Genomic DNA, 20177 nt, shown 5'->3' on the forward strand with positions numbered 1-20177 from the left:
TATTCGTGGCGCAGAAGGTCGTGGTCACTCTCTTTGACGACATCGACGGCTCGGAAGCGGCGGAAACGATCGCCTTCGGACTCGACGGCAAGTCGTACGAGATCGACCTGAATCAAGCCAATGCCGAGAAACTGCGCAAGGCGCTCGAGCCCTACGTGGAGGCCGGCCGCAAGCGGTCCAGGTCGGGCAAGGCGTACAAGCAGACCGAGGTCGCTCCCGACCCGGCGGCGGTCCGGGCCTGGGCCCAGGCCAACAAGATGGACGTCCCCGCCCGCGGACGCATCCCCAAGAAGGTCTACGAGGCGTTCGCCGAGGCCCAGTAGGAGCCCGTCGACACCGGGTCACCCGCCCCTCGGGACAACCGACTTGCGTTGCACCCCACCTGGTCAGCTAGAGTCTGGAGCACGCCGAGGGGCGAGGCCGGAAAGGCCCAGCTCACGGAGTACACGCGGGTGTAGTTCAGTAGTAGAACATCCCCCTTCCAGGGGGAAGGCGCAGTGTGCAATTCCTGTCACCCGCTCTGCACCGCCGGTCTGGTTCCCTTGAGGATCAGGTAGGCTGGTGCTCGCGCCGATCGGTGAGAGCCGGTCGGATGCAATGCGGACGTAGCTCAGTTGGTAGAGCGCAACCTTGCCAAGGTTGAGGTCGCGAGTTCGAGCCTCGTCGTCCGCTCTCGAGTGAAGACCCTGGTCCCCTGGACCGGGGTTTTTTCTTGCCCTCCGCGCCGACTGACATTTGTCATACGGAGTGGTGACAGCGCGCACTGCTGCCGCCTCCGCTCCGCCGGGACGCTGTCTGCATGAACACCGACGAACACGAACACGTGATTGAGGTCACCGACCTGCGGCGTGTGTACGGGGGCGGGTTCGAGGCCGTACGCGGAATCAGCTTCTCCGTGGCCCGCGGAGAGGTCTTCGCCCTGCTCGGCACCAACGGCGCCGGCAAGACCTCCACCGTCGAACTGCTGGAGGGACTCGCCCGGCCGACCGGCGGACGCATCCGCGTCCTCGGACACGACCCGTACACCGAGCGGGCCGCCGTGCGTCCGCGCACCGGGGTGATGCTCCAGGAGGGCGGCTTCCCCTCCGAGCTGACCGTCGGCGAGACCGCGCGGATGTGGGCCGGCTGCGTCAGCGGGGCCCGGCCGCCGCTGGAGGTGCTGGAACTCGTCGGGCTCGCCCGGCGGACCGGCGTACGGGTCAAGCAGTTGTCCGGGGGCGAGCGGCGGCGCCTCGACCTGGCGCTCGCCCTGCTCGGCGACCCGGAGGTGCTGTTCCTGGACGAGCCGACGACCGGCCTCGACGCCGAAGGGCGCCGGGACACCTGGGAGTTGGTGCGGGCACTGCGCGACCGGGGCACGACCGTGCTGCTGACCACGCACTACCTGGAGGAGGCCGAGGACCTCGCCGGGCGGCTGGCGATCCTCCACGAGGGGCGGATCGCGGTCACCGGGACCCCGGCCGAGGTGACGGCCGCCCAGCCGGCGCGGATCTCCTTCGAGCTGCCGGACGGGTACTTCCTGGGAGACCTGCCCGCGCTCGCGGAGCTGGGGGTGTGCGGGCACGAGGTCGACGGGAACGCCGTCCGGCTGCGGACGCGGGAGTTGCAGCGGGCGGCCACCGGGCTGCTGGTGTGGGCCGAGCGGGCCGGGGTCGAACTGCGCCGGCTCGATGTGCGGTCCGCCTCGCTGGAGGAGGCGTTCCTGGGGATCGCGGCCCGCGAGGAGGTGTCGGCATGAGCACGGTCACCACCCCCGCGAGCCGGCTGGGCGCCCTGGCCCGCGCCGAGTTCACGCTGCTCGGACGCAGCAGGGCCACCCTCGTCGCGGCCGTCCTGGTGCCGCTCGCGCTGCCGTTCAGCCTGCGGCCCGTCGTGGACGACATGGACGTCCAGGAGGCCGGGTTGAGTGTCGGCCTGGTGCTCTTGCCGGCCGCGGTCGGCTTCACCCTGTTGTTCGGCGTGTACGGCGCCCTCGTCGGGACCTACACCGCCCGGCGCGAGGAACTGGTGCTGAAGCGGCTGCGCACCGGCGAGCTGCGGGATGCCGAGATCCTGTGCGGGACCGCGCTGCCGATCTCCGCGACCGGGCTCACTCAGTCCCTGGTGCTGGTGGGCGCGAGCGCCGCACTGCTCGACGTGCCCGCGCCGCGCGCGCCCCATCTCGCCGCCCTGGGGCTGCTGTTGGGACTGGTGATGTGTGCGGCGCTCGCGGCCGTCACGGCGGCCGTGACCCGGACCGTGGAGAGCGCGCAGGTCACCACCCTGCCGTTCGTGATGGTCTCGATGGTCCTCTCGGGCGTCGCCGTGCCCCTGGAGCTGCTGCCCGGCACGTTCGCGTCGGTGTGCGAGCTGCTGCCCCTGTCCCCCGTGATCACCCTGGTCCGCGGCGGCTGGGCGGGCACGCTCTCCGCCTACGAGGCCCTGGGCGCCCTCGGTACCGCGCTGGCCTGGACGGTCCTGGCCGTGTTTGCTGTACAGCGGTGGTTCCGGTGGGAGCCGAGACGCTGACGTACGGGGAGAAGATGCGCGAGCCGGGGGGCTGGTGGCGGCGGAAGAGCACGCCGGCGAAGGTCGAGACGTACACGCGGTGGTCGTTCCACTTCTTCGCGGTGACCGAGGTCGCCGCGGTCGGGGTGCCGCTGTTCGGTGCGATGCCGGGCTGGCTGGCCGCCTTGCTGCTGGTGATGCTGGTCGGGCACGCGGGGACCTGTGCCGTGGTCGCGTCCCGGGCGTTGGACTGGACGCGCGGCAGCCGCGAGCAGCCCGTCCCCATGCTGTGGACACTCGGCACGGTCACCGCGGTGGTCGCCGTGGCGGCTGTCGCGATCACGGAGCACGGGCCGGGCGGGGAGGACGTCGAGACCGCGGCCGGCGGGATCTTCGCGGTAGTGCTGATCTTCGGGGCCGGGGTGATCGCGCTGGGGGTGCGCGACCGGAGACGGGTCTTCGCCCTCGTCGGCGGGTTCGCGGCGGGCGCGGGGGTCATCGCCTTCCCGCTGGGGCTGCCCGGTGCGGCGACCCTGGCGACGATGGTGGCCGTGCTGCTCGGTGCCGGGTTCCTCGCCTTCACCTCCGTCTTCTCGGTGTGGCTGCTCAACGCCGTCTACGAGCTCGACGAGGCCCGCGAGACCCGCGCCCGGCTCGCCGTGGCCGAGGAACGGCTGCGGTTCGGGCGGGACCTGCACGACGTGATGGGGCGCAACCTCGCCGTGATCGCGCTGAAGAGCGAGCTGGCCGTACAGCTGGCGCGGCGCGGGCGGGAGGAGGCCGTGGACCAGATGACCGAGGTGCAGCGGATCGCGAGCGAGACCCAGCGCGAGGTGCGGGATGTCGTACGGGGCTACCGGGAGGCCGATCTCGGGGTCGAACTCACGGGAGCGCGAGGGGTGCTGACCGCCGCCGGCATCGACTGCGAGGTCACCGGGGACCCGGGCGGGCTGCCCGCCGAGGTGCAGTCGGCGCTCGGCTGGGTGGTCCGGGAGGCCACCACGAACGTGCTCCGGCACGGGGACGCCAGGCGGTGCACGGTGGCCGTGGACAGGGAGGAGGACCGGGTGGTGCTGACCGTGGAGAACGACGGGGCCCTGAGATCGTCGGGCACCGGCGGGTCCGGGCTCGCCGGGCTGCGGGAGCGGCTCGCGGCGGTGGCCGGGACGCTGGAGGCGGGACCCACGGGTGAAGGGGCGTTCCGGTTGGTGGCCCGGGTGCCGGTGGGGGCTGCGGGGGGCGTCGCATGACCCTGCGCGTACTGCTCGCCGACGACGAACATCTGATCCGGGGCGCGCTCGCCGCGCTGCTCTCGCTGGAGGACGACCTGGCGGTCGTGGCGGAGGCGGCCACCGGCCCCGAGGCGCTGGCGATGGCCCGGGCGCACGGGCCCGACGTCGCCGTACTGGATCTCCAGATGCCCGGCGCGGACGGTGTGAAGGTCGCCACATTCCTGCGGACCGAGCTGCCCTCGTGCAAGGTGCTGATCGTCACGAGTCACGGACGGCCGGGGCATCTCAAGCGGGCTCTGGAGGCCGGGGTGCGGGGGTTCGTCCCGAAGACCGTGAGTGCGCAGCGGCTCGCGGAGATCATCCGCACGGTGCACGCGGGAAACCGTTACGTCGACCCCGAGTTGGCCGCCGACGCGATCTCCGCCGGGGACTCCCCGCTGACCGCGCGGGAGGCCGAGGTGCTGGAACTGGCCGCCGACGGGGCACCCGTCGCGGAGATCGCGGAACGGGCCGCGCTGTCGCAGGGGACCGTCCGGAACTACCTCTCGTCGGCCGTCTCCAAGCTCGGGGTCGAGAACCGTCACGCGGCCGTGCGGCTCGCACGGGAGCGAGGTTGGGTATAGTGGTTCTCGCGCCACGGCGCATGCGAACGTAGCTCAGTTGGTAGAGCGCAACCTTGCCAAGGTTGAGGTCGCGAGTTCGAACCTCGTCGTTCGCTCCGTTCAGGCAAAGGCCCCCGGTTCCCCGGGGGCCTTTCGCGTTACGACCAGCTCGTGCCCGTCAGCCGCTCGAACGCCTCGATGTACTTGGCGCGGGTGCGGTCCACGACCTCCTGCGGCAGCGGCGGCGGAGGCTGCTCGCTCTTCCTGTCCCAGCCGGACTCGGCCGAGGTCAGCCAGTCGCGCACGAACTGCTTGTCGTACGACGGCTGCGGGCGGCCCGGCTGCCACTGGTCGGCTGGCCAGAAGCGGGAGGAGTCCGGGGTGAGGACCTCGTCCGCGATGACCAGGTTCTGACCGTCGAAGCCGAACTCGAACTTGGTGTCCGCGAGGATGATCCCGCGGTCCCGGGCGATGTCCCGGCCCCGCGCGTACACGGCGAGGGTCGCCTGGCGCAGGCGGGCGGCGGTGTCCGCGCCGACCCGGCGGGCCACCTCCTCGTAGGAGACGTTCTCGTCGTGGTCGCCGACGGCCGCCTTGGTCGCCGGGGTGAAGATCGGCGCGGGCAGCTCGCTGCCGTCGACCAGGCCCTCGGGGAGCGCGAGGCCGCAGACCGTGCGGGAGTCGTTGTACTCCAGCAGCCCGGAGCCGGTGAGATAGCCGCGGGCGACCGCCTCCACGGGGACCATCTGGAGCGACTTGCAGACCAGGGTGCGGCCCGCCCAGTCGGCGGGGGCGCCCTGTGGGACGTCCGTGCTCAGCACGTGGTTCGGCAGCAGGTCGGCGATCTGGTCGAACCACCACAGCGACAACTGGGTGAGGACGCGGCCCTTGTCGGGGATCTCGGTCGGCAGCACCCAGTCGAAGGCGGAGATGCGGTCACTGGCGACCATCACGAGGTCGCCCGCCTCGTTCTGGTACAGCTCGCGCACCTTGCCGGTGTGCAGGTGCACCAGACCCGGAACCTGAAGCGGCTCGGGCTTTTCTACGAATCCGGACACGGTTCCTCCCCGTGGGTATGTCCAACGGGTCGATTGTCCCGTACAGGCGGCTGACCTTGGACTTGGGGTGTGCTGGGGCCCTGGGCGGGTGCACCGCCCCGGCCTTGGGCGGGTGCTCCGCCCGGGCTCAGTCACGCTTGCAGATGCGGTCCAGGAGGTTGGCGGTGGCGCGCTGGACACGGGGGTCGACATGGCCCGGGCGGTCCAGCGCGGGCGACCAGGCGAAGGTGCCGGCGGCGAACACCAGGGCGCCGGAGGGGGCGCGGTAGAGGGACGTCTCTTGGTGGCGGAGGACGCCCTCGCTGTCGGCGTAGGGCGAGTGGGCGAGCAGGATGCGGTCGTCGTGGTCGGGGAGCGGGGCGCGCGGGAAGTAGCGGTCGGCCTCGCCCGCGACCAGGCCGGCGATCTCGTCGCCCTCCTGGGCGCCGGTCGCCTCCCACAGCCAGTGCCCGGCGTTGCGGACGATCAGGGGGTGCGGCTCGGGTACCCGTCCCGCGTACTGGATGCCGACCAACTGCTGCTCCGGGCGGTCCACTTCGCGCCACAGCGCCGGTTTGCCCGGCCCCCTGCGCTTGCGGCAGGTGAGCAGGCGGTCGGGGACACCGGACGGCGAGGGGCCCAGCTCGACCTGCCAGTACATGGTGTTGGCGGACAGGAAGACCAGGGAGGTGCCGCTGTCCCGGGCGCGCTCGACCGTGCGGCGCATGGCCGACGACCAGTACTCGTCGTGGCCGGGGAAGACCAGGCCCCGGTAGCGGGTGGGGTCGAGCCGGCCGGCGTGCAGGTCGCGGGCGTCGGCGTAGGCGAGGTCGTAGCCGTAGCGCTCGGCGAAGCGGATGAAGTCGTAGGCGTGGCCCACGTGCATCGGCAGGCCCGCGCCCGCGTACGGCCGGTCGAAGGAGACCGTGGTCGCGGCGTCGGCCTCGCCGAGGAGCCGGCCCTGCTCGTCCCAGGCGTGGTAGAGGCTGGCCCCGGTGCGGCCGTCCTCCGGGTAGAGGTTGTACGCCTGCCAGGTCACGTCGGGCAGCAGCAGCAACAGGTCCGCGGGGTGGTTGTCGCGGACCGTGAAGGGGATGTGGGAGCGGTAGCCGTCGGCGGTGGTGAGGACGGCCACATACGCCCCGATGCTCCAGTACGACGGGATCTGGAGCCGCCAGGACAGCCACCAGTGGTGGCAGGAGACCGTGCGGTCCGCGGTCAGCGGCGGGGGCTGGACGATGCCGGAGAGCCGGGGGCTGGTGGTGATCTTCGCCGCGCCGTCGCCGCCGTAGTGGCCGATGCGGTAGATGTCGACGCCGAACTCCTGCGGCGGGTCGACGGTGATGTGGAAGTCGACGGCCTGCCCGGGGGCCACCGCGCCGGTCGAGGTGAAGCCCTTGATCTGGCGGCGGACGTCGTCGGCGGAGCGGGGGCCGCCCCCGGGGGCGCTGCGGGGGGAGGGGACGCGGGGGGCGCCTTCCTTCGGGGCGTGGGCGGGGTCCGTCTCGACGTACCAGGGGACGACCTGGCCGGTGTCGTCGAAGTACGTCTCACTGCCGCGCAGCCAGGGGACGGGGCCCTGGCCGAAGGGGTCCGTCACGGCGTGCGCGAGTGCTCCCGACTCCCAGCGGCGGATGTGCTCCGGTCCCGGTCCTGGGCCTGGCCCCATGGTCGCTCCCCTCCCTCGTGCCCCCGTCGTTCGTGCCGCGCGGTGCGGTGGTGTTGGTGGTGTCGGTGGTGCGGTGCGGGTGGTCGTGCGGTGCTGGTGGTCGTGCGTGTTCATGGTCGTGCTGTGCTGAGTGTGGTGCTGTGTTGTCGCGGTGCGGTGCGGTGCGGTGCGGTGTGGCGTGACGCAGTGTGCCGCGCTGCGGTGCGCGGTGGTGCGGGCGTGTCGCTCGTGGTTGCGCGTGTGTCGTGCGCCTGTCCTATGGCGAACGACCTTGCCATGTGCGCGATCGGTCCCAGCACATCACATTCCGCACTTGGCCTGTCACTACTCGTTGCGAATTGGCCGAAAGTGGAAGCGGGTCTTCCGCCCGTGTCAGACGAGGCGGACCGGCTTCTCGGGGCGTATCCCCGACTTGACCAGCCAGGCACGCAGCGGGGCCGGGTCGCCGTCCTCCACGAGGCTCAGGACGCGCGGGGCGAGGTCGGCCGCCCGCTCGCCGTTGATCAGGAGAGACGGGCCGTCGAGCCAGTCCAGGCCCGGGGCGGCGCCGGCGGTGTCGATCGCGGCGCAGCAGACCATCGCGGTGACGTGGTCGGTGAGGAGCTCGCGGGCGCTGCGAGGGGGCTGGAGCGGGAAGAGCGGGAGGGCGGTGTCGTCCCAGGGGGCGGCGTCGGGAGCGGTGCCGGAATGGGGCACGGCGGCTTCCTCGCGGGCGAGTTCGGCGGTGAGCGCCGCGGCGAGCGTTTCGGCTTCGCCTTCTGTGGCGGCGGCGGTGCGGTGGGTGCCGTGGTCGTCGGGGGCGGGAGCGGGGGCGGGCTGGGACTCGAGCTCGGGGGCGGTCGCACCGTGAGGTGCGGAATCGGTGTCCTCCGCGGCTGTGACGTCGGTCGGCGGGGCCGGCGCCGTCGACGGGGACGCCGGGGCGGCGGACGGTGCCGTAGGCGTGGTCGCCGTGGCCGCGACCGGGAGCTGTACGGCCGGTTCTGCGGGTCGGTCGGCCGCCGTGGGCTGTGCCGTCGGATCGGTGACCGCCCGCCCTGCCGGACCGGTGGCCTCCTCCGCACCCTTGGGCTGTGCCGTGGGGCCCGTCGGCTGGGGGGAGGACAGGTGGGCCAGGACGCGGGAGAGGGTGGGGGCCTCGGCTTCCGGCGCGGTGGCCTCCGGCGTGCGGCGGACGCCCTGGGCGTCGAGGACTCGGTGGAGGCGGGCCGCGTCCAGGCGCCACTTTCGGTCCACGACCTCTTCCGGGTACTCCTGCCAGTCGACCGGGGACCAGTCCGGGCCGGTCTCGGCGGGGCCGCCGTGGAAGAGGCGGGCCGCGAGCAGGGAGGCGGCCTCGTCGACCGCGCCGGGCTCCTCGAGCAGGTCACAGGCGGGGCGCTCGCCCAGCCGGGAGGCGAAGCCCTCGGCCAGACGGTCCCGGCGCGACAGCTCGGTGAGGGCGGCCACCACTCCCGCGTCCAGCCGGGAGGGCCAGCGGCCCATCCGCCAGGCGGGAAGCGCGACCCGGGTCAGCAGCCGGTCCCAGCCCGCGTACGCCAGGCCCACCTGTTCCTGGGCCACGATCCTGAGGCCGTAGTCCACGGCCTGTGCACGCTCTGCGGCCGCGGCGGCGACCCCGCGCTCCATCTGGGTCGCGTGCTCCCGGCAGCTCCGCAGGAGCAGACGGGCCACCCAGGCGACGCCCGCGCACATCCCGCGGGTGAGCGGACAGCGGCCGGGGACGGAACCGACGGCCACCGCGGCGTCCAGTCCCCGTACGAAACGGCGGGCCGCCGCTATGTCGGGGTGGGCCGAGGGGCCCGTACCGGCGACGACGGGGGCGAGGACCGCGCGCAGTTCGGCCACGCGCATCCACCACAGGAACGGCGAGCCGATGACCAGCACCGGTGCGGCCGGGGCGCCGCGGTGGGAGCCGCGGACGCCTGTGATCTCGTCCTCCCGGCCCTGCTGCGGGGGCGGGCCGTGGGCGGGATGGGTGCGGTCCTCCAGCCAGCTGTCGCAGTCCGGGGTGAGCGCTATGGCGGAGGGAGCGGGGACGTCCAGGCGGTCGGCGAGGTCGCGCACCATGCGGTACAGGTCGGGCGCGGACTCCTCGGCGATCGCGACGGTCGGGCTGACGGCGGGGCGGGCACGGGCGACGACCAGGGCCACGGCCCCGGCGGCCAGCAGCACCACGGTCCCGAGCACGCTCATGACCAGGCGGGCGGTGTCCCAGGCGCCGCCCACGAGATGGCCGGTGGAACCTCCGGCGAGCAGCACCACGGCCACCGCCGCGGGCAGCAGCGCCACGGCCAGCGCACGGCTGCGGATGCGCAGCACGGCGAGGGCCCGGGAGCGCGCGGCCTGCGCGCCCGCCTCCACACCGATACCGGTCATGACCGGACCTCACCCCCTCCCTGCCGTCCTGGATGCCGAGCTGTCCTGGTGTTGCTCACTCCCCCACTGTGGCACCCGCCACTGACATCGCAATGCCGGTGGGCCAAGTGCCGGAACGCTTGCGCGGCACCCTAGTTGGGCCCTGGGCCCCCGTCAGCCGTATGCGGTCGCGGTCACTCGATGGAATGGCTTTGGGGAAAGGTGGATGACGGACAGCAAAGATCAGGCCCCGGATCCTAAGACGGATCCGGGGCCTGTCGGGTTGTTCGGGGGCGGGGGTTTCGCCCCGGTTTCCGGGCCTGTCAGGCTTCGGACGCCGCCTTCGCCGCGATGTCCGTCCGGTGCTGGGAACCGTCGAGCCGGATACGGCCCACGGCCCGGTACGCGCGCTCGCGGGCCTCGGTGAGGTCCTTGCCGGACGCCGTGACCGACAGGACGCGGCCGCCGGCGCTGACGACGGCGTCACCGTCCCGCTTGGTACCCGCGTGCAGGACCCACGCGTGCGGGGCGTCCTGCTCGGCCACCTCGTCGAGCCCGGTGATGGGGTCGCCGGTGCGGGGGGTGGCCGGGTAGTTGTGCGAGGCGACGACCACGGTGACCGCGGCCTCCTCGCTCCACCGCAGGGGCGGCAGGTCCTCGAGGTTGCCGCTCGCGGCGGCGAGCAGGACTCCGGCCAGCGGGGTCTTCAGGCGGGCCAGGACGACCTGCGTCTCGGGGTCGCCGAACCGGGCGTTGAACTCGATGACCCGCACACCGCGGGAGGTGATCGCGAGACCGGCGTACAGCAGTCCGGAGAAGGGGGTGCCGCGGCGGCGCATCTCGTCGACGGTCGGCTGCAGGACCGTCTCCAGGACCTCGTCCACCAGCTTCGGGTCGGCCCAGGGCAGCGGGGAGTACGCGCCCATGCCGCCGGTGTTGGGGCCCTCGTCGCCGTCGAGGGCGCGCTTGAAGTCCTGGGCGGGCTGGAGCGGGAGGACGGTGTCGCCGTCGGTGACGGCGAACAGGGAGACCTCGGGGCCGTCGAGGAACTCCTCGATGACGACCCGCTCGCAGGCGTTGGCGTGGGCCTTCGCGGCCTCGAGGTCGCTGGTCACGACGACGCCCTTGCCCGCGGCGAGACCGTCGTCCTTGACGACGTACGGGGCGCCGAAGGCGTCGAGGGCCTCGGCGACCTCCTCGGGGTTCGTGCAGACGTAGGAGCGGGCGGTGGGGACGCCGGCCGCGGCCATGACGTCCTTGGCGAAGGCCTTCGAGCCCTCGAGCTGCGCGGCCTCCCCGGACGGGCCGAAGACCGCGATGCCCGCCTCGCGCACGGCGTCGGCGACCCCCGCGACGAGCGGGGCCTCCGGGCCCACGACGACCAGGTCGACGCCGAGTCGCCGCGCGAGCGTGGCCACCGCCTCGCCGTCGAGGGCGTCGACGGGGTGCAGCTCGGCGACCTCGGCGATGCCGGCGTTGCCGGGCGCGCAGTGCAGTGCGCTGACGTCGGGGTCGAGGGACAGGGAGCGGCACAGGGCGTGTTCGCGGGCGCCGTTACCGATGACGAGGACCTTCACGGGGGTCAGCCTAACGGGGTTTTTGTGCCACGTTCCTAAGGGGTGGAGGCTGAGGAGTCGTGGGTTCCTCCAAGACGAGCGGTCCGGCTCGCGCCGCCACGGCCTCGGCGCACGCGCCGGTCACGCCGGTCACGTCGGCCGGGTCGCGCCTCGGCCGTCCCTACTCGTTGGTGATCTCCTCGACCACGGTCGCCCCGAGTTCCCGAACGATCAGTTCGCGGCCGGAGAGGGCCGACTCGTTGAGGTCCGGGTCGTCGTCCTCGGGGATGTCGTCCTCGATGGAAACCGGCGGGGGTTCCGGAGCGGACCGCTGCGGGGCGGGTGCGGACGGGGCGGGCGTCGGGGCGGGCGGTGCGGCCGGGGTGGACGCCGACTGGGGGGACGGCGGGGCCTGGGGGGCGGGGGCGCCGTAGCCTCCGCTGCCGCCGGTGCCGTAGCCGCCGGAGTTGCCGCCTCCGCCGTAGCCACCACCGCCGCCGTTGAAGCCGCCGGACGCCGGGGGTGCCGCGCCGCCGCCCGAGGGGTCGAGAACGGCCTCGATCTTCCACTGCACGCTGAACTGCTCGAACAACGCCTGCCGCAGCACTTCTTCGCTGCCGCTGCTGGCGAAGTTGTCGCGCGCGCCGGCGTTGACGAAGCCGAGCTGGAGCGTGGTGCCGTCGAAGCCGGCCACCTGGGCGTTCTGGCTGAGCAGGATCCAGGTGAAGCGGCGGCGGTTCTTGACCGCTTCCAGGATGTTGGGCCAGAGCTGACGGGGGTCGAGACCGCCGGTCGGCGGGGCGTAGGCGGCCGGGCCGGGGCCGGAGGCCGCGGGGGCCGCAGGGGCGGGCTGGGCCGGTGCCGGGGCGGCCGCGGGGCGGGGCGCCGCGGGAGCCTGAGGCTGACCGCCGCCCGCGGGGGCAGCGGTGGGCCAGCCACCGGGACGCCGGCCGCCGCCGGCGGGGGCGGCGGTGGGCCAGGCGCCGGGGGCCGGGGTTGAGGGCTGGTGGGGCTGTGGGGGCTGCTGGCGGGGTTGCTGTTCCGGGGACGCGGCGGGGGACGGGCCGGCCAGAGCCGCGGGGACCTGCCCCGCGGGAGAGGCGTGCGCCGGGCCGGCGGAGGGGCCTGAGGGACCCGTGGGCGGGCCGACGGGGGCGGCCGGAGCGGGGGGCGCCGGGTCCGCCGCGGCACCGGGGAATCCACCCGGACCGCCCGAGCCTCCTGCCCCTCCCTGCGCGCGGACCGCCGCCCGGGCCGCGGCCGGACCGCCGCCGGGCGGCACCGGGGCCGAGGGCGGGACGGCGGCCGTCGAGGGGCCCGGGACGGCTCCCCCGTGCGCCTCCGGGCCCGGTACGTAGCCCATCGCGGGAGCGCCGCCGCCGGCCGAGAAGTTGACGCCCCGCTCGATGCGGTCGAGGCGGGCCATGACCGAGCGCTCGTCCCCGTAGGCCGCGGGGAGCAGCACGCGCGCGCAGATGAGTTCGAGCTGGAGACGGGGCGAGTTGGCGCCGCGCATCTCCGTGAGGCCCTCGTTGACGAGGTCGGCGGCACGGCTGAGCTCGGCCGCGCCGAAGGTGCCGGCCTGGGCCTGCATGCGTTCGATGACGTCGGCGGGGGCGTCGATGAGCCCCTTCTCGGCGGCGTCCGGAACGGCGGCGAGGATGACCAGGTCCCGCAGGCGCTCCAGCAGGTCGGCGACGAAGCGGCGCGGGTCGTTGCCCCCCTCGATGACACGGTCGACGACCTCGAAGGCGGCGGCGCCGTCACCGGTGGCGAAGGCCTCGACGACGGAGTCGAGCAGGGACCCGTCGGTGTAGCCGAGGAGGGAGGTGGCCATGGCGTACGTCACACCCTCCTCGCGCGCGCCGGCGAGGAGCTGGTCCATGACGGACATGGAGTCACGGACGGACCCCTGACCGGCCCGCACGACGAGCGGGAGCACCCCGTCCTCGACGGGGATGTTCTCCTTGCCGCACACCTCGCCGAGGTACTCCCGCAGGGTGCCGGGCGGTACGAGGCGGAAGGGGTAGTGGTGGGTCCGCGACCGGATCGTCCCGATGACCTTCTCGGGCTCGGTGGTGGCGAAGATGAACTTCAGGTGCTCCGGGGGCTCCTCGACCACCTTCAGCAGGGCGTTGAACCCGGCCGACGTGACCATGTGGGCCTCGTCGATGATGTAGATCTTGTAACGGCTGCCGGCCGGCCCGAAGAACGCCTTCTCCCGCAGCTCACGGGCGTCGTCCACGCCGCCGTGGGACGCCGCGTCGATCTCGATGACGTCGATGGAACCCGGGCCGTTCCTCGCGAGGTCCCGGCAGGACTGGCACTCGCCGCAGGGGGTGGGCGTGGGTCCCTTCTCGCAGTTCAGGCACCTTGCGAGGATGCGGGCGCTGGTCGTCTTGCCGCATCCGCGCGGACCGCTGAACAGGTACGCGTGATTGACCCGGTTGTTCCGCAGCGCCTGCTGCAACGGGTCGGTGACATGCTCCTGCCCGATGACCTCGGCGAACGACTCCGGGCGATAGCGGCGGTACAGCGCGAGAGACGACACGCATACGAGGTTATAGGCGCCCACTGACAACCCGACCCGCGCGGACACTCACCCTGGCCCTCAGCCCTGCCCCTCGGCCCCGGCACTCAGCCCGGCTCTCCGCCCAGGGCCTCCGCCCGGGAACGCGAACGCCCCCCACGCACCCGCCAGAGCCGACCTACCCTTGCTGCCTTCCGGCCCTGGGGGAGTTCAGTCAGATAGCGCCGCGTGAGGGGCTGCCCAAACAGTACCCGATGGCAGGGGGTGGGAACGAGTTCGCGAGCACTCCTCAACGTCTTGTATTGTTTGCCGCGGAGGATTCGCCTAGAGGCCTAGGGCGCACGCTTGGAAAGCGTGTTGGGGGCAACCCCTCACGAGTTCGAATCTCGTATCCTCCGCCAGTGCCTCACCGGGCACGATGTCGAAGGGCCCCACCGTTCGCGGTGGGGCCCTTCGTCGTTGTCCGTCTCAGTTTCCGTCTCAGTTGGGCTTCAGCCGGTCTTCGGCGGCTCCCAGAGGGCGTCGCCGACTTGTTGAGCAACCTTGCGCAGGAGCGTTCCGGTGACGTGCATGTAGCGGGCGCGCATGCGTGCCGCTCCCCCGGGCTCCCAGCCCATGATCGCGTCGACCACGACGTCGGGGACGCCGAGGATCAGGAGGACGGTGGCGGCGGTGTGGCGAGCGTCATGGAGGCGGCCGTCTCGAACGCTCGCGTCTCGCAGTAGCCGCTTCCAGGTGTGGAAGTCGGTGTTCGGGCTGAGGGGGCCGCCGGTCGGGGAGGCGAAGACGTATCCCTTGTCCTCCCAGTCGACGCCAGCCTCTATCCGCTCCTTCTCCTGCTGCTCCTGGTGCTGGCGGAGGAGCTTGATCAGGGGGTCGGGGAGGCCGATCGTTCGGCGTCCGGCGCGGGACTTGGTGGACTTGTGCTCTCGGCGGGTCTGCTGTTTCTGGGGGCAGTAGCCAGCCTTCCGGCCGCATGGCTTGTCTCCACAGCCGTGGGCGTACTTGGGACGGAGGCGGTTCTTGCGGATGCGGACGTATCCCGTGTCCAGGTCGACGTCTTCCCAGTGAAGGCCGAGGGCTTCCCCTTGGCGGAGGCCGAGTGCCAAGGCGACGACCCACCTCGTGCTGTTGCGGAGCTTGGCGGCCTCGACGAGGAGGCTCTGAACCTCCTCGATCGTGAACGGCTCGATGTCCTCCTCTTCGAGACGCGGGGCCTTGGCGATCTCGGCCACGTTGGTGGCGACGTGACCGCGTCGCTTGGCCTCATTCAGGGCGACTCGGATCGTGCGATGAGCGTGGTGGGCGGTGCCAGCGGAACTCCCAGACTCCTGCATCCGTCGGTAGAAGCGCTCCAGGTGTTCGGGCTCCAGCTTGTCGAGCTTGTGAGCGCCCAGGCCGGGGACGAGGTGTACGCGTACGTCGACCTCGTAGCCGTCGTATGTGTTCTCGGAGACGTACGGCTTGGCGATGTTCTCGACCCAGTGCTCAAGCCAGGCTTGCAACGTCCAGCCCTGGCCCGGCTTCCTGAGCTTCTTGTCGTCCCGCGCCCGCTCCATTTCGCGGACGGCCTTGGTCACCTCCGCCTTGGTCTTGCGCTCGATGTGGCGGCGGTCCGGCTTGCCGTCATCGCGGACGCCCACTGTCACTCGTCCGTGCCACTTGCCGTCTTTTCCCAGGTAGATGGAGGAGGCGCCGTTGGGCTGTCGGGTGCGTGTCTTCTTCTCTGCCATGTCGTCCCTCCTCAGGCCGCTTGGGCGGGTCGGTGGCGGAGCTTGGTGACGTAGGCGGGCACGGCGTCGGCGGGGACTCGGCGGAGTCTTCCGACTGTGACCGACTCGATCTCTCCGGCGAGGACGAGGCGGAAGCATGTCGTACGGCCGATGCGGAGGCGCCGGGCCGCTTCCTCGACGGTCAGGAGGACGAGGGAGGGGTCAGGCTGCTCGGGCCTGCTGGCGGGGACTCGGGGCTCAGCCACGAGTTGGTTCTCCTTCCGTTCCGGGGGCGGGTTCGAGGGATGCGGACAGCCAGGCTTCGGTGTCGGAGAGGCCGGTTCCGGCGAAGACCCAGTGGGCGACGACCAAGGTCGTGGTCACCTCCGGATTTCCGTAGGTGGTTGGGTCATCAGCAGCTGTTGTCGCCTGTGCGCGTCGCCATTCGGCGCGGGCGTCTCGGAGGGCGCCGAGGGTGGTGGAGTAGCGGCGGGATTTCGTGGAGAAGTGGCCGCGGAAGCCGAGCATGTGGGCCCAGGCGCGCAGGCGGAGGTGTTCGAGACTCTTACGGGCGCCGAGGGTCCAGGCGGTTCGGATGAGCTGGCGGGCGTGGTCGCTGATGTCGAGCTGGGCGAGTTCGGCGATGAACTTCAGCGGCCGGTCGAGGGCGCCAGTCGCTGTTTCGGCGCCCTTGGTGGCGTACTTGGCGATGTAGGCGGCGACGGCTCGTTCTGTCAGCTCCTGGCCGTCGTTGAAGTCGGCGGATCGGATGGTGCGGACGTCGAGTTGGCGGCCGAAGGTGAAGGTGTGAGGGCGGCCGTCGATGACCGGACCGTCGACACGGACCTTGCTCGCGGCGGTTTCGATGGCGTCGGTGAGGAGTTCGGCTGTGGCCCATGCGGGCGGCGGGGTGTTGCCGCCTTCGGGGCCGTCGATGCGGATGACTGCGTGGAAGTGGACGGCTCCGCGCTTTTGGTATTCGGCGACCTTGGCGAAGGAAACGCGCGCGTGGTCGCGGAGGCGCCGTTGGCTCAGGCCCGCTCGCTTGGCGACTACGCGGCGGAGGTAGATCGAGAAGCGGCGCCAGAGGTGACCTGCGTGGGCGTTCCAGAGGACGGCGGCTTCGTAGTCGTAGGTGTCGGGGTTGAGTGGGGTGCCGAGTGTGTCGTCGTCCTGGTCGTGGTGGTGGCCGCAGCGGCAGGGGCGGCCGTCGGTGCGGCGGTTGTGGACCGGGCCGAAGCCGGGGGCGGTGAAGGTGGCGAACACGCGGGGGTGGGTGCCGACTTGTTCGGGGGTGCCTTTGCCGCCGCGCAGTCCGGCGGTGATCAGGTGGAAGGTGTCGCGGCGGTAGACCTCCGCGCAGGCCGGGCAGCGGGTGGTGCGCCGGTTGTTGCAGCGGACGAGGAGTTGGCCGGCGGGGAGGTTGGTCGAGTCGAGGTGCTGGAGGACGCGGCCGATCTCGCCGGTGGTGATGTCGAGGTCGTATTCGGTGCGGTGGCCGTCGAGGCGGATGGGGTGGGTGCAGCCGCCGAGGCCGGAGAGCTGGCGGAGGATACCGGGGAGGGTGCCCTGGGCGGCCAGGTTCGCGAGTTCCGGCACGGGGGCCGGGGTGGTGCGGGTGAAGATGGCGTTTCCCTTCTGACTGGCTCGGTCGGGAGGAAGGCCCCGGGGCGGCGTAATGCTTGGTCGTGTGCCGTCGCCCCGGAGGCCGGGTGGGGTCTAGCGGCGGTGCTGGTCGCGGAGCAGGGAGCGCAGGACCACGGCGGCCACGGCTACCGAGATGGCCGTGACGGCGACGGCGGCCAGGAGCGCGGTGAGGACGACTCCGCCGACGACCAGGGCGGCGACCGTTTTCTGGTCGATGGACACCGAGGGCAGCGCGCGGCGGGCCGGTGTCGGGTCGGTCGTCGTGGTGTGGGTGTGTGCGGGCGGCGGGGTCGGGTTGTCGGGGTACTTGGGCAGGAACACGGCCGGAGACTCCTTATCTACTCGTCTAGATGTGTTAGCCGTTTATGACGGTCACGCCAGAGCGGGTGCCGGACTCGATGGCGGGGGCCAGGAAGGTGTGGGAGAGCCAGAAGCCGAAGAGGGCGATCAGGACGACGATCCAGGTGCGGACGCCGAGGAACTTGACCGCTCCCCAGGCGAAGAAGCCGAGGACGACGACGAGCGGGAGGCTGACGGTCACGGGGTGGTGGGTCCTTTCAGCGGGCGGGGCAGCGGTGGGTGCGGGCGGCCAGTTCGGCGGCGGCGCGGCTGTCGTAGTCGGCGGAGAAGTTGCAGCGCGGGGCGGTGCAGGCGGCGGTGTGCTTTTCTCGGCCCCTGCCGTCGTATGAGGTGGCGACCTGGACGGGGCCGATGCGGGTGACGTTGCGGAAGCGGCGGTTGGCGGTCATGCGGGTCTCCTTTCAGAGTTGAGCGGCGACGGCTTCGGCGAGTGGCGCCGGGACACCGAGGCGGGCGCGAAGAGTTGGGGTGTCGATTGGTGCTCCGGTGCGGGTGCGGTGTTCGGCGGCGACCTTGCGAGCGTGGTTGACCAGGGCGGTCGGCACCGGAACGGGCGGGGTGGACGGGGTTGGTTCGACGGCGGCGGGTTGGGCGGGCGTTTCGGGGGTGGTTTCGGGCTCGTCCTCCTGGCCCTCGATGAGTTCCGTGCCTATCTCGTCGGTGGCCGTTTTCGGCGCCGAGTGCGCGAGGAGGGTTCCGCCGAGGAAGGCGACCGCGGGCCAGCCCGCGACCAGGATGCGCAGCCAGGCCGGCACGTCGGTCATGTCCAGGAGTCCGGCGGTGGCGACGTTGGCGCCGAGGGAGGCGGTGAGGGCGATGACGAACCAGCACCAGGCCGCTTTGGCCGTCCCGGAGCGGAGTCGACGCCATGTGGCGACGAGCAGGAGGTCAACGCTGATCGGGTAGGCCCACGCTTTCCATCCGTCCTGTCCGGCTGCCATGGCGATGTCGTGGATGTGGGCGAAGGACAGTGCGGCGGCGATGAGCGCCTGGACCAACGCTGCGTCGACACGGGCCAGATGGGGGCGCACGGTCCGGTTCCTTTCGGTTTCGGGCATGGCAGGGGTATGGACATGGCGCGAGGCGGTCACGCCGACCGGGTGGAGGGGAGCGTCAGTCGGTCGCCGGGTGCGGCAGGACTGCCGGGGCCGGGGTCTCGGCGGGGCGTACGGGGACGTCGGGTTGGAAGGGCTTGAGCGCGGGCAGGTCGGGCACCAGGTGCGCCGATTCGCGGCAGATCTCGGCGGCGTCGCCGAGGGAGAGGTACGGGGTGCGGATGCGGGACCAGCCGCCGGAGGTGTCGCCCGCGACGGCGAGGCCGGGCGTTTCGGGGGCGATGGCGCAGGCGGCGGAGACCGCTTCCGGGGCGATGTCGCCGAGTGCCATCTTGGCGGAGGCCTCGTCGTTGACGCGGTGGCACACACGACCGGTCAACTGAGCGCGGAGCATGGTGGCGCCCTTGCCGAGTTCGGCGCCGAAGCGCTGGCCGCACACCTCCAGGTAGATGCCGGCCGCGCGGCCGAGTTGGGCGAGGCGGATGAGCTGGGTGACCATCTCGTCGCGGCGTTCCTCGTCCTTGCGGGTGGCGGTGAGGAAGAGTTCGGCCACCTCGTCAACGAACAGGGCAAGAGGGGTGGGCCGTTCGCTCTCGGGCAGGCCCCAGACGTCGGAGGTGATCTCCTCGTCCGGGGTATCGGGCGCGATGCCCTGTCTGGCCTTGATCAGGTCGTATCGATCCTCCATTTCCTTGACCAGGACGGGCAGCAGCTCTGCGGCTTCGTCCGGGTCGGTAGCGAGGGCGGACAGGCGGGCGGCGAAGGGCGCGAGTTCGACGCCTCGCTTGCAGTCGATTCCGACGAGGGCGACGGGCTGACGGGCGAGTCCGGCAACGAGGTGGCGCAGGTACATGGACTTGCCAGACAGGGTCGCGCCCAGGGTGAGTTGGTGAGGAACGGTCCGGTAGTCCCGTACGAAGGGAGTGGCATCCTCCCGCAGGGCGACCGGCACCTTGAGGAACCCGGATTCGGTCTTGCGAGGCATGCGCACCCGCCGCAGCACGTCGTAGCCGACGAGCCGCAGTTCGACGACACCGGGCTTGACGGTGGTGACGTAGACAGCGTGAACTCCCCAGGCGTGCCGCAGCCGTTCGACCGAGGCGGCGACGTCGGCGGGTTCCTGACCGGGGGCGAGCCGCAGCCGGAGGCGCAGCCCGGTCGAGGTGGGCCGGATGATGCCCCGGCGGGGCGGGACCGGCCGGACCTCCCGCCGGGTGGTGGCCTTGACGGCGAGGACCCGCAGCCGGGACGGAGCGACGGTCAGGCCGCACGCGTCCATGACGGAGCTGTACGAGCTGAGCAGGCGGGCGGTGGATATCGGGCCGCCGACGGCGGACCAGTAGACGGCCGGGTACTTGGCCCGGGTGTAGGCGGCCCCACCGCCGAGCGCTGCGAGGGCACCACCCACCTCCAGGAGCGTCGTCAGGTCGGCCATCAGGCGGTGGCCCCCATGGCGGCCGAGAACGCGGCCGGGGTGACGGCAGCGGCCCGGAAGGCGATGCCGTGACGCTGCTGGCCGTTGAACACCGACTCCCACGGCCGGGCGACGAGCCCCGGCAGCGAGACCGGAGCGCCCAGGTTCAGTCCCTCGGAGACACCGCCCTCGGGCACGGTGACCTTGATCAGCGAGGACTCGCCGTCCTCGATGTAGACGACGCCGAGCGTCATCAGCGCCTCACCACTCACGGCGTCCTTGGCGATCTCGCCGGTCTGACGGTCGCGGACCTTGGGTTCAGGTGCCTCGGTGAGGAGGATCGTGGCGGCGGAGGTCTCAACGCGGATGGTACGCAAGGCAGTTTTCCTATCTACTCGTCTATACATGTAGCGATCTGGAAACCCGATCTTTCGGGCTCACGACGATCACCCTGCCACACAACTTGCCCACTCGTCTATACGAGTATGCATGCTGAGTTGTACGAGTTCGGGAGAGCG

Annotated in this window: 19 protein-coding genes, 4 tRNA genes and 1 other RNA gene; 9 read left to right on the plus strand and 15 right to left on the minus strand. The window is 72.0% G+C overall.

What is annotated here, in order from left to right; all coding sequences use genetic code 11:
• The first annotated feature begins 5 nt into the window (after nucleotides 1-5).
• The 8 genes from ACIQJT_RS39155 (at nucleotide 6) to ACIQJT_RS39190 (ending at nucleotide 4437) form a co-directional block, all read left to right on the plus strand.
• A complete protein-coding gene (locus tag ACIQJT_RS39155; RefSeq protein WP_053849474.1) occupies nucleotides 6-323 on the plus strand; it encodes an Lsr2 family protein in 318 nt (105 codons plus the stop codon).
• Nucleotides 324-448: 125 nt separating this feature from the next.
• Nucleotides 449-520, plus strand: a tRNA-Gly gene (locus ACIQJT_RS39160).
• Nucleotides 521-599: 79 nt separating this feature from the next.
• Nucleotides 600-672, plus strand: a tRNA-Gly gene (locus tag ACIQJT_RS39165).
• Nucleotides 673-799: 127 nt separating this feature from the next.
• Nucleotides 800-1738, plus strand: a complete 939-nt coding sequence (locus tag ACIQJT_RS39170; protein WP_402650310.1) for an ABC transporter ATP-binding protein — start codon at nucleotides 800-802, stop codon at nucleotides 1736-1738.
• Nucleotides 1735-2508, plus strand: a complete 774-nt coding sequence (locus ACIQJT_RS39175) for an ABC transporter permease (RefSeq protein ID WP_365464479.1) — start codon at nucleotides 1735-1737, stop codon at nucleotides 2506-2508. Before ACIQJT_RS39170 ends, ACIQJT_RS39175 begins: the two co-directional genes overlap by 4 nt.
• Before the next feature lie 14 nt (nucleotides 2509-2522).
• Nucleotides 2523-3737, plus strand: coding sequence for a sensor histidine kinase (locus ACIQJT_RS39180; RefSeq protein WP_402650337.1), 1215 nt, complete (start codon nucleotides 2523-2525; stop codon nucleotides 3735-3737).
• Complete coding sequence (locus ACIQJT_RS39185) at nucleotides 3734-4342, plus strand: response regulator (RefSeq protein ID WP_402650311.1); 609 nt, start codon at nucleotides 3734-3736, stop codon at nucleotides 4340-4342. Before ACIQJT_RS39180 ends, ACIQJT_RS39185 begins: the two co-directional genes overlap by 4 nt.
• Nucleotides 4343-4364: 22 nt before the next feature.
• Nucleotides 4365-4437: transfer RNA gene (locus ACIQJT_RS39190), tRNA-Gly, on the plus strand.
• Nucleotides 4438-4479: 42 nt separating this feature from the next.
• Here ACIQJT_RS39190 and ACIQJT_RS39195 read toward each other — a convergent pair.
• The 6 genes from ACIQJT_RS39195 to ffs form a co-directional block, all read right to left on the minus strand.
• Nucleotides 4480-5379 carry a phosphoribosylaminoimidazolesuccinocarboxamide synthase gene (locus tag ACIQJT_RS39195; RefSeq protein WP_365464473.1) on the minus strand — a complete coding sequence of 300 codons (900 nt, stop codon included), beginning with the start codon at nucleotides 5377-5379 and terminating at the stop codon, nucleotides 4480-4482.
• Between the two features lie 127 nt (nucleotides 5380-5506).
• Nucleotides 5507-7027: a N,N-dimethylformamidase beta subunit family domain-containing protein gene (locus ACIQJT_RS39200; protein ID WP_365464470.1), complete on the minus strand. Its 1521-nt coding sequence runs from the start codon at nucleotides 7025-7027 to the stop codon at nucleotides 5507-5509.
• Nucleotides 7028-7399: 372 nt separating this feature from the next.
• Nucleotides 7400-9406 carry a hypothetical protein gene (locus ACIQJT_RS39205; RefSeq protein WP_402650312.1) on the minus strand — a complete coding sequence of 669 codons (2007 nt, stop codon included), beginning with the start codon at nucleotides 9404-9406 and terminating at the stop codon, nucleotides 7400-7402.
• A gap of 302 nt (nucleotides 9407-9708) precedes the next feature.
• The gene (purD, locus tag ACIQJT_RS39210; protein ID WP_402650313.1) at nucleotides 9709-10962 is read right to left on the minus strand and encodes a phosphoribosylamine--glycine ligase; all 1254 of its coding nucleotides are present in this window, start codon (nucleotides 10960-10962) and stop codon (nucleotides 9709-9711) included.
• 160 nt (nucleotides 10963-11122) lie between these two features.
• The gene (locus tag ACIQJT_RS39215) at nucleotides 11123-13492 is read right to left on the minus strand and encodes a DNA polymerase III subunit gamma and tau (protein ID WP_402650314.1); all 2370 of its coding nucleotides are present in this window, start codon (nucleotides 13490-13492) and stop codon (nucleotides 11123-11125) included.
• A 121-nt stretch (nucleotides 13493-13613) separates the two neighbouring features.
• Nucleotides 13614-13712, minus strand: an RNA gene (gene ffs, locus ACIQJT_RS39220) — signal recognition particle sRNA small type.
• 72 nt (nucleotides 13713-13784) lie between these two features.
• On the opposite strand from ffs, the gene ACIQJT_RS39225 reads away from it, so the two are divergent.
• A tRNA-Ser gene (locus ACIQJT_RS39225) sits at nucleotides 13785-13872 on the plus strand.
• Between the two features lie 90 nt (nucleotides 13873-13962).
• On the opposite strand, the gene ACIQJT_RS39230 is transcribed toward ACIQJT_RS39225, so the two are convergent.
• From ACIQJT_RS39230 to ACIQJT_RS39270, 9 genes are all read right to left on the minus strand, one after another.
• Nucleotides 13963-15204 carry a tyrosine-type recombinase/integrase gene (locus ACIQJT_RS39230; RefSeq protein WP_402650315.1) on the minus strand — a complete coding sequence of 414 codons (1242 nt, stop codon included), beginning with the start codon at nucleotides 15202-15204 and terminating at the stop codon, nucleotides 13963-13965.
• 11 nt (nucleotides 15205-15215) lie between these two features.
• Nucleotides 15216-15449, minus strand: coding sequence for an excisionase family DNA-binding protein (locus tag ACIQJT_RS39235; protein ID WP_311720449.1), 234 nt, complete (start codon nucleotides 15447-15449; stop codon nucleotides 15216-15218).
• The gene (locus ACIQJT_RS39240) at nucleotides 15442-16782 is read right to left on the minus strand and encodes a replication initiator (protein ID WP_402650317.1); all 1341 of its coding nucleotides are present in this window, start codon (nucleotides 16780-16782) and stop codon (nucleotides 15442-15444) included. The genes ACIQJT_RS39235 and ACIQJT_RS39240 overlap by 8 nt, the downstream gene beginning before the upstream one ends.
• 120 nt (nucleotides 16783-16902) lie before the next feature.
• Nucleotides 16903-17151: a SpdD protein gene (locus tag ACIQJT_RS39245; RefSeq protein ID WP_402650318.1), complete on the minus strand. Its 249-nt coding sequence runs from the start codon at nucleotides 17149-17151 to the stop codon at nucleotides 16903-16905.
• A gap of 34 nt (nucleotides 17152-17185) precedes the next feature.
• Nucleotides 17186-17371: a hypothetical protein gene (locus ACIQJT_RS39250; protein ID WP_062025415.1), complete on the minus strand. Its 186-nt coding sequence runs from the start codon at nucleotides 17369-17371 to the stop codon at nucleotides 17186-17188.
• A 16-nt stretch (nucleotides 17372-17387) separates the two neighbouring features.
• The gene (locus ACIQJT_RS39255) at nucleotides 17388-17579 is read right to left on the minus strand and encodes a mobile element transfer protein (protein WP_402650319.1); all 192 of its coding nucleotides are present in this window, start codon (nucleotides 17577-17579) and stop codon (nucleotides 17388-17390) included.
• 12 nt (nucleotides 17580-17591) lie between these two features.
• Nucleotides 17592-18221, minus strand: coding sequence for a DUF2637 domain-containing protein (locus ACIQJT_RS39260; protein ID WP_402650338.1), 630 nt, complete (start codon nucleotides 18219-18221; stop codon nucleotides 17592-17594).
• A gap of 82 nt (nucleotides 18222-18303) precedes the next feature.
• Nucleotides 18304-19680 carry an FtsK/SpoIIIE domain-containing protein gene (locus ACIQJT_RS39265; protein ID WP_402650320.1) on the minus strand — a complete coding sequence of 459 codons (1377 nt, stop codon included), beginning with the start codon at nucleotides 19678-19680 and terminating at the stop codon, nucleotides 18304-18306.
• Entirely contained in the window at nucleotides 19680-20036 is a 357-nt protein-coding gene (locus ACIQJT_RS39270) for a hypothetical protein (protein ID WP_402650321.1), read from the minus strand. Before ACIQJT_RS39270 ends, ACIQJT_RS39265 begins: the two co-directional genes overlap by 1 nt.
• Nucleotides 20037-20177: the final 141 nt, after the last annotated feature.

Origin of the sequence: Streptomyces sp. NPDC091972 (assembly GCF_044756385.1) — a bacterium.
GTDB lineage: Bacteria > Actinomycetota > Actinomycetes > Streptomycetales > Streptomycetaceae > Streptomyces.